Raw genomic sequence first — 8,422 nt, forward strand, 5'->3', positions numbered from 1 at the left:
CCGCCTGCCTCAACCCTGCGACTGCGGATTCGCAAACCCCGCCACCTGCTCGTAATGGCGAGCAATGGCACGCAGCTCGTCCTGGCTGATCAGCTCGTCGATATGGCCGAAGGGCTGCCCGCCGCTGAGCTCGTCGGCCTTCATGATGATGAAGTCGGGTGGCGTGGAGCGGTTGGTCAGCACCACCTGGCTGGTGGCGGGCAGGCGGCTGGCCTCATAGGCGGCCAGCAGCGCCAGCGGGTCGCCCTGCGGATCGGCAGCCAGCAGGTCGGCCAGCACCCGCGCATCGCGCATGGCCTGGGCCGAGCCGTTGGAGCCGCGCGGATACATGGGGTGGGCGGCATCGCCCAGCAGGGTCACGCGGCCGAAGCTCCACTGGTCCACGGGGTCCTTGTCCACCATGGGGTACTCGAAGATGGTCTCGGCCGAGCGGATCAGGGCCGGCACATCCAGCCAGTCGAAGCTCCAGCCGCCAAAAATCTCCAGCACATCCTCCATGCGGCCGGCGCGGTTCCAGTCGTTCATGCGCATCTGCGGGTCGCGGATCTCGGCCACCCAGTTGATGCGCTGCATGCCCTGGCCGTCGACGTTGTCCTCGATGGGATAGATCACCATCTTGCCGGTATCGACCGAGCCGATACGCAGGTAGCTCTTGCCCGTGAGGATGGGCTTGAAGCGCGAGACGCCGCGCCAGGTGTTGATGCCGCCGAAGGCCAGCTCCTCCTGCGGATAGAACTGGCGCCGCACGGCGGAGTTGACGCCATCGCAGGCCACGACGATGTCGGCCGTGGCGGACGGCGGCACATGGCCCTGTGCATCCGGCGCGAAATGCACGGTGGCGCCATGGGCCGACTGGTCCACGCGCACGCAGCGGTGGCCCGTGTGCACGGCACCCGGGCCCAGGCGCTGCACGGCGGCCTCGAAGAGAACGCGGTGCAGGCGGCCCCGGTGTATGCCCAGCTCCGGCAGCTCGTAGCCCGCATGGCGGCCGCGCGGCTCGCGGTAGACGAACTGGCCGTAGCGGTTGAAGAACACGCTTTCCAGGTTCTCGATCGCCTGGGCCTCCAGCTGCGGCTGCAGGCCCAGGTCGCTGAGTTCGCGCATGGCATGCGGCAGCAGGGTAATGCCCGCGCCGATCTCGCGGACCTCGGGCACGGCCTCGAAGACTTCGCAGGCAATGCCTCTTTGATGCAGGGCCAATGCCAGGCACAGGCCTCCGATGCCGCCCCCCACGATCGCTACTTTCATCCGCTGACTCTCCATGCTTTCTCCAGGGGCGCTGTTGGCGCCCGTCCCGCCTACTCGGCGGTAATCCCCCGCGCCTTGACCAGATCGGCCCAGCGCCGGGCGTCCTTTTGCACCAGGGCCTTGAACTCGGCCGGCGTGCTGCCGGCCGGATCCATGCCCTGGGGCGCAAAGGCATGCCGGACTTCCTCCGACGCCAAAATCGCACGGATCTCGCGATTGAGGGCATCGACCTGGTCCGCCGGCATGCCGGCCGGCGCAAACACGCCGTACCACATATCCACGTTCACATCGCCCGCCTTGGCCTCCTTGAGCGTGGGCACATCGGGCAGCAGCGGGTGGCGCCGCTGGCTGCCAATGCCCAGCGCGCGCAGCTTGCCGGCCTTCACATGCGTCAAGGCCACATGAATGGGCAGGAACATGCATTCCACCTGGCCGCCAAGCAGGTCCGTCAGCGCCGGCCCTGTTCCGCGATACGGGATGTGCGTGATAGACACCCCGGCCGTGCTCTTGAAAAGCTCCATCGCCATATGGTGCGGAGTGCCCACTCCCGGCGACGCGTAATTGATGCGGCCCGGCGAGGCCTTGGCGGCCTTCACCAGATCGGCCGCCGTCTGATAGGCGGAGGCCGTGGGCGTCACCAAAATCAACTGCCCCCAACTGGTCAGCGTCACAGGTTCGAGGTCTGTCAGCGGATTGAATGGCAATTTGGGATACAGCGATGCATTCATCACCAGGGTATTCACTGTCACCAAAAGCGTCTGGCCATTGGCGGGCGAGCGCACAACGGCCTCGGTGCCGATATTTCCAGAGGCGCCCGGCTTGTTCTCCACCACCACGGGCCGGCCCTGGCGCTTGGCCAGCAAAGGTCCGATGGTTCGCGCTATCGTGTCGATTCCAGTCCCCGGAGTGAAAGGCACAATCAATTTCAGAGGCACACTCTCGGTACTGGCGATGGCACCTGCTACGGGTAAACCCAATACTCCCAATCCGCTCGTCTTCAAAAATTGCCGTCTGCCAACAAAATTTCGCATGTAGACCTCTTTTGTAGTTAGCATGCAAACGCATGGTAATCATGCACCAAAATGGGCACAATTGGTGGAAATCGAATGAATACTGGACACTTCTGCAAGAATACTAGACGCATATGGACACGATGACGCCTGCACCACTGCCGCTATATCAGCGCCCTGGCTTTTTGCTGCGGCGCGCCCACCAGATTTCGGTCGGCATTTTTGAAGAGCAATGCCGCCCCCTGGGACTGACGCCGCCCCAGTACGGCGCCCTGGTCCTGATCGACGCCTCCCCCGGCTCCGACCAAAGCTCCCTGGCCCGCGCCATGGGCTTTGACAAGGTGACCACGCTGCGCCTGGTGCGCGGGCTGGAAGAGCGCGAATACGTGCACCGCGCCCTGAGCACGCGTGACCGCCGCCAGCACGAACTGACGCTGACCGACAAGGGCCGCGCCCTCCTGGCTGCCAGCGTGCCGCTGGTGGACCAGGCCTACCACCGCCTGGTGTCCCCGCTGGAAGACGGCGAGCTGCAGGAGCTGCTGCGCCTGCTGGCCAAGCTGGAGTCCGGCCTGGGCGCCAATGCCCGCGTGAAGCTGGAGCCGCTGCGCAAGCCCGGCGCCCGCGCCGTTCAGTCCCCTGCTCCTGTGGCTGCTCCTGCCGACGATGCCCGCCTGCCGGCCACCGGCACGGACTGAGCCGCTGACCGCCTGAACCATCATGGCCTGCGCCTGCCGCAGGCCATGCTCTTTTTTGCGCCAGCCTGTGCAAAAACGCACATGAATACTGCACATATCTCCATTGCTTGCGAAAAACCGCACAGCTACCATGCGATGAACGCCCGGCGCACGCATGCCGGGCTGACACCACCGCAACAGGAGACAAGCCATGAATGCATCCACGTCCGCCAAGGTTTTGGCGCCCACGGTCAAGCTGCTGATCAACGGCAAGCTGGTCGAATCCCAAAGCACCCAATGGCGCGATGTGGTCAACCCGGCCACGCAGGAAGTGCTGGCCCGCGTGCCCTTTGCCACGCCCGACGAGGTCAACGCCGCCGTCGCCAACGCCAAGGAAGCCTTCAAGACGTGGCGCAAGACGCCCATTGGCCAGCGCGCCCGCATCTTCCTGAAGCTGCAGCAGCTGATCCGCGAGAACATGAAGGAGCTGGCCGCCCTGCTGACCGCCGAACAGGGCAAGACCCTGCCTGACGCGGAAGGCGATGTCTTCCGCGGCCTGGAAGTGGTGGAGCATGCGGCCAACATCGGCTCGCTGCAGCTGGGCGAGCTGGCCAACAACGTGGCCAACGGCGTGGACACCTATTCCGTGCTGCAGCCGCTGGGCGTGTGCGCGGGCATCACCCCCTTCAACTTCCCGGCCATGATTCCGCTGTGGATGTTCCCCATGGCCGTCGCCACGGGCAACACCTTCGTGCTCAAGCCCTCCGAGCAGGACCCCATGGTCACCATGCGCCTGTGCGAACTGGCGCTGGAAGCCGGCATTCCGCCCGGCGTGCTGAACGTGGTCCACGGCGGCGAGGACGTGGTCAACGCCATCTGCGACCACCCCGACATCAAGGCCATCAGCTTCGTGGGCTCCACCAAGGTCGGCACCCATGTCTACAACCGTGCCAGCCTGGCCGGCAAGCGCGTGCAATGCATGATGGGCGCCAAGAACCACGCCATCGTCATGCCCGACGCCAACAAGGAGCAAACGCTCAACGCCCTGCTGGGCGCAGCCTTCGGCGCGGCAGGCCAGCGCTGCATGGCGCTGTCGGTGGCCGTGCTGGTGGGCGATGCACAGAAGTGGATTCCCGAGCTGGTGGAAAAGTCCAAGACCCTCAAGGTCAGCGGCGGCACCGAGCCCGGCACCGACGTGGGCCCGCTGGTGTCCTGCGCGGCGCTGTCGCGTGTGGAAAGCCTGATCGAACGCGGCCTGGCCGACGGCGCCAAGCTGGAGCTGGACGGCCGCAAGCCTCAGGTGGCCGGCTACGACAAGGGCAACTTCGTCGGTCCCACCGTGTTCAGCGGCGTCAAGCCCGGCATGAGCGTGTATGACCAGGAAATCTTCGGCCCCGTGCTGTGCCTGGCGGCTGCCGACAGCCTGGACGAGGCCATCGAGTTCATCAACGCCAACCCCAACGGCAACGGCACGGCCATCTTCACGCAGTCGGGCGCGGCGGCGCGCAAGTTCCAGGAAGACATCGACGTGGGCCAGGTCGGCATCAACGTGCCGATTCCCGTGCCGGTTCCGCTGTTCTCCTTCACGGGCAGCCGCGCCTCCAAGCTGGGCGACCTGGGCCCCTACGGCAAGCAGGTCGTGCTGTTCTATACGCAGACCAAGACCGTCACGGCGCGCTGGTTCGACGACAGCACCACCAGCCAGGGCGTGAACACCACCATCAGCCTGCGCTGATGCACAGGTGGGCGGGCCTGGATTGATCTGGGGCAGGCCCCGGCTCTGGGATGATGGCGGCATGCGTTTTCCAATGACCGCCTTCCTCTCCCGGGGCCTGGGTGCCGCCTTGCTGACCACCCTGGCCGCCCTGCCCCTGACCCTTCACGCGCAGGCCGGTGCAGCCTGCGACCCGGCCTCCACCGCCGCCGCCAGCCGCAATGCCTGCGCGGTCCAGGCCTTCCAGGAGGCCGACACCGCGCTCAACATCCGCTACCTGGACGTCATGCAGCAACTGCCCCAGGGCAAGCGCACGGGCCTGCGCCACGACCAGAACGGCTGGATCAAGGGCCGCACGGCACGCTGCAAGGCCGCCACGCGCGACAGCGAAACCCAGCCCGAAGGCCCGCGCCTGTACCACGAATGCCTCACGGCCGCGACACAGGAGCGCATGCAGGCGCTGGAACGCTGGCTGCAGCACTGACCGCCGCACGCACCGACAGGCACCCACAGCCACCGACAGCCCCCAGAACAACAAGGGCCCCAGAGCCCAACGCAGGAGACAAGCCAGCCATGGACTTCGAACTCAACGACGACCAGCGCGCCTTTGCCGAATCGGCCCGCGCCTTTGCCCAGGCCGAACTCGCGCCCCATGCCGCGCACTGGGACCGTGAATCCATCTTCCCGCGCGAGGCCATCGCCAAGGCGGGCGAACTGGGCTTTTGCGGCCTGTACGCGCCCGAGAACGCCGGCGGCCTGCAACTGCCGCGCCTGGACGCCACCATGGTCTTCGAGGAACTGGCCGCCGTCGATCCCTCCACCACCGCCTTCATCACCATCCACAACATGGCCACCTGGATGCTGGGCACCTGGGCCACCGACGCCGTGCGCGCCGAATGGGGCGAGGCCCTGACCAGCGGCCGCAAGCTGGCCAGCTACTGCCTGACCGAGCCCGGCGCGGGCTCGGACGCCGGCTCGCTCAAGACCCGGGCCGAACTGGCGAGCCATGAATACATCATCAACGGCGCCAAGGCCTTCATCAGCGGCGCGGGCAGCACCGACATGCTGGTGCTGATGGCCAGAACGGGCGACGCAGGCTCGGGCGCCAGCGGCATCTCCGCCTTTGCCGTGCCTGCCGACCTGCCCGGCATCAGCTACGGCAAGAAGGAAGAAAAAATGGGCTGGAACAGCCAGCCCACGCGCGTCATCAGCTTCGACAACGTGCGCATCCCTGCCCAGAACCTGCTGGGCCGCGAGGGCGAAGGCTTCAAGATCGCCATGAAGGGCCTGGACGGCGGGCGCATCAACATCGCCACCTGCTCCGTGGGCGCCGCCCAGGGAGCACTCACCCAGGCCCAGCAGTACATGCACGAGCGCAAGCAGTTCGGCAAGCCCATTGCCAGCTTCCAGGCCCTGCAGTTCAAGCTGGCCGACATGGCCACCGAACTCGTGGCCGCGCGCCAGATGGTGCGCCTGGCCGCCTCCAAGCTCGATGCCGGCGCGCGCGACGCCTCCACCTACTGCGCCATGGCCAAGCGCTTTGCCACCGATGCCGGCTTCATGGTCTGCAATGAAGCCCTGCAGCTGCACGGCGGCTACGGCTACATCCGCGAATACCCGCTGGAGCGCCTCATGCGCGATGCCCGCGTGCACCAGATCCTCGAAGGCACGAACGAAATCATGCGCGTCATCATCGCGCGGCGCATGCTGGAAGGCGATGCGCCGGACATGATCCGCTGATCCATCCACATCCCGCCCGCGCCATGCCCGCCCGCCCGCTCTCCGACACCACGCTGCACCTCATAGACGCCGTGCGCGAAGCCCTGGCCGGCTGCGACGACGTGCAGGAAAAGCGCATGTTCGGCTGCCATGTCTTCATGGTCAACGGCAAGCTGTGCCTGGGCGTGGAAGACGACGAACTGCTGGTGCGCCTGCCGCCCTCGCAGCACGCCGCCGTGGCCGAGACGCCGGGCCTGCGCCCGCTCTCGTCCAAGGGCCAGATGGACGGCTACTTCTTCATCGGCCCCGCCGCCTACGCCACGCGCCAGCAGTGGCAGCACTGGATTGCCCAGGCCCTGGCCTTCAACCCCCACGCCAAGGCCACGCCGCCGAAAAAGCGCAAGCCCCAGACCAGCGAACCCGCGCCCGCCGACGCAAAGACACCGCCAGCGCCGCCCGCCCCGGCCGGGCGCCGCACACGCAAGCACCCCATCTTCGGCGACGAATAAGCCCCCTTTGCAGGAGAGCCCCATGCCCATCCGCATCGTCCAGCTAGGCAGCCCCCGCCACGCCGATGAAGGCCTGCGCATAGGCACCGTGCGCCGCCCGCCGCGCGGCGTGCCCAAGGCCGAATTCGCCAGCCGCGACTACTACGACGTCTGGTACCCCGAACTCTCGCCCCAGCCCGACACCATGCACACCGCGCTCGAATCGCACCGCCTGCAGGACCACGGCCAGCAGGCCGAGGCAGACAAGCTCTGGCAGCAATTCGTGCGCAAGTTCCGCAAGGAAATGGCCGAGCCCGCCGCCAGCCGCACCCTGGACCTGCTGGCCGCCCTCTCGCAGCACAGCGCCTTTGCCATCGGCTGCTACTGCGAGCAGGAGGCACGCTGCCACCGCGGCATCCTGCGCTCCCTGCTCAAGGAACGCGGCGCCGACATTGCGAACGGTGACAAGGACACCGGCGACATGAACCCCGGCGAAAAGTACACCGACGACACGGTCCACTGAGACACACCACAAGCTTCACAACACAGGAGACAAGCACATGCAGATCGCATTCATCGGACTCGGCAACATGGGCGGCCCCATGGCCATCAACCTGCACAAGGCAGGCCACACGGTCAAGGCCTTCGACCTCTCCAAAGACGCCTGCGCCAAGGTCGCTGCAGAGGGCGTGAGCATTGCCGCCAGCGCCGAGGACGCCGTGCAGGGCGCCGAAGCCGTGGTCTCCATGCTGCCCGCCAGCCAGCACGTGGAAGGCCTCTTCCTCGGCCGTGACGGCGCGGCCGGCCTGCTGCAGCGCATTGCCAAGGGTGCGCTCATCATCGACAGCTCCACCATCGCCGCCGCCACCAGCCAAAAGGTCGCCAAGGCCGCACAGGCCGCAGGCATCGCCTTCATCGACGCCCCCGTCTCCGGCGGCACGGGCGGTGCCATTGCAGGCACCCTCACCTTCATGGTCGGCGGCAGCGACGCCGACCTGGAGCGCGCCCGCCCCCTGCTCGAAAAAATGGGCGCCAACATCTTCCACGCCGGCGCCGTGGGCGCGGGCCAGACCGCCAAGATCTGCAACAACATGCTGCTGGGCATCCTCATGATCGGCACCAGCGAAGCCATCGCCCTGGGCGTGGCCAACGGCCTGGACCCCAAGGTCCTCAGCGAAATCATGCGACGCAGCTCGGGCGGCAACTGGGCCCTGGAAAAATACAACCCCTTCCCCGGCGTCCACGAAAACGCCCCCGCCTCCAAGAACTACGCAGGCGGCTTCGGCACCGACCTCATGCTCAAGGACCTGGGCCTGGCCCAGGAAAACGCCATGGCAGTCAAGGCCTCCACGCCGCTGGGCGGCATGGCCCGCGCCATGTACGCCATGCACTCCATCGCCGGCAACGGCGCCCTGGACTTCTCCAGCGTCATCCGCTCCCTGCAAAAGAACGGCTGACCGCCAGGCTCAGGCCAGCGGGCAATGCCCTGCACCCGCACCCCTCAATCCCGTATGCCCGCGCCTGCGTCGGGCCGCCTGCGGGGTTGCAGTCCTGCCGCAGGACAGGACT

At 66.9% G+C, this 8,422-nt stretch carries 9 protein-coding genes; 7 read left to right on the forward strand and 2 right to left on the reverse strand.

The window, feature by feature from the left end; translation table 11 throughout:
* Positions 1–9: 9 nt before the first annotated feature.
* Together IAE24_RS22285 and IAE24_RS22290 are read right to left on the reverse strand one after the other, a co-directional pair.
* Positions 10–1,248, reverse strand: coding sequence for a flavin-dependent oxidoreductase (locus IAE24_RS22285; protein WP_065345864.1), 1,239 nt, complete (start codon positions 1,246–1,248; stop codon positions 10–12).
* Between the two features lie 50 nt (positions 1,249–1,298).
* Entirely contained in the window at positions 1,299–2,279 is a 981-nt protein-coding gene (locus IAE24_RS22290) for a tripartite tricarboxylate transporter substrate binding protein (RefSeq protein ID WP_016446007.1), read from the reverse strand.
* A gap of 122 nt (positions 2,280–2,401) precedes the next feature.
* Between IAE24_RS22290 and IAE24_RS22295 the strand changes: the two genes are divergently transcribed.
* From IAE24_RS22295 to mmsB, 7 genes are all read left to right on the forward strand, one after another.
* On the forward strand, positions 2,402–2,953 hold the full coding sequence (locus IAE24_RS22295; RefSeq protein ID WP_224985896.1) for a MarR family winged helix-turn-helix transcriptional regulator: 552 nt from the start codon (positions 2,402–2,404) through the stop codon (positions 2,951–2,953).
* A gap of 190 nt (positions 2,954–3,143) precedes the next feature.
* Positions 3,144–4,667, forward strand: a complete 1,524-nt coding sequence (locus tag IAE24_RS22300) for a CoA-acylating methylmalonate-semialdehyde dehydrogenase (protein ID WP_199962521.1) — start codon at positions 3,144–3,146, stop codon at positions 4,665–4,667.
* 61 nt (positions 4,668–4,728) lie between these two features.
* Positions 4,729–5,130, forward strand: a complete 402-nt coding sequence (locus IAE24_RS22305) for a lysozyme inhibitor LprI family protein (protein ID WP_199962522.1) — start codon at positions 4,729–4,731, stop codon at positions 5,128–5,130.
* An 89-nt stretch (positions 5,131–5,219) separates the two neighbouring features.
* The gene (locus tag IAE24_RS22310) at positions 5,220–6,386 is read left to right on the forward strand and encodes an acyl-CoA dehydrogenase family protein (RefSeq protein WP_199962523.1); all 1,167 of its coding nucleotides are present in this window, start codon (positions 5,220–5,222) and stop codon (positions 6,384–6,386) included.
* A 23-nt stretch (positions 6,387–6,409) separates the two neighbouring features.
* Positions 6,410–6,874 carry a TfoX/Sxy family protein gene (locus IAE24_RS22315; protein ID WP_199962524.1) on the forward strand — a complete coding sequence of 155 codons (465 nt, stop codon included), beginning with the start codon at positions 6,410–6,412 and terminating at the stop codon, positions 6,872–6,874.
* A 22-nt stretch (positions 6,875–6,896) separates the two neighbouring features.
* Positions 6,897–7,376 carry a DUF488 domain-containing protein gene (locus IAE24_RS22320; RefSeq protein WP_065345872.1) on the forward strand — a complete coding sequence of 160 codons (480 nt, stop codon included), beginning with the start codon at positions 6,897–6,899 and terminating at the stop codon, positions 7,374–7,376.
* Positions 7,377–7,413: 37 nt separating this feature from the next.
* Complete coding sequence (gene mmsB / locus IAE24_RS22325) at positions 7,414–8,310, forward strand: 3-hydroxyisobutyrate dehydrogenase (protein ID WP_047219002.1); 897 nt, start codon at positions 7,414–7,416, stop codon at positions 8,308–8,310.
* Positions 8,311–8,422 lie beyond the last annotated feature (112 nt).

Source organism: Delftia sp. S65 (assembly GCF_016516495.1).
GTDB lineage: Bacteria > Pseudomonadota > Gammaproteobacteria > Burkholderiales > Burkholderiaceae_C > Comamonas > Comamonas acidovorans.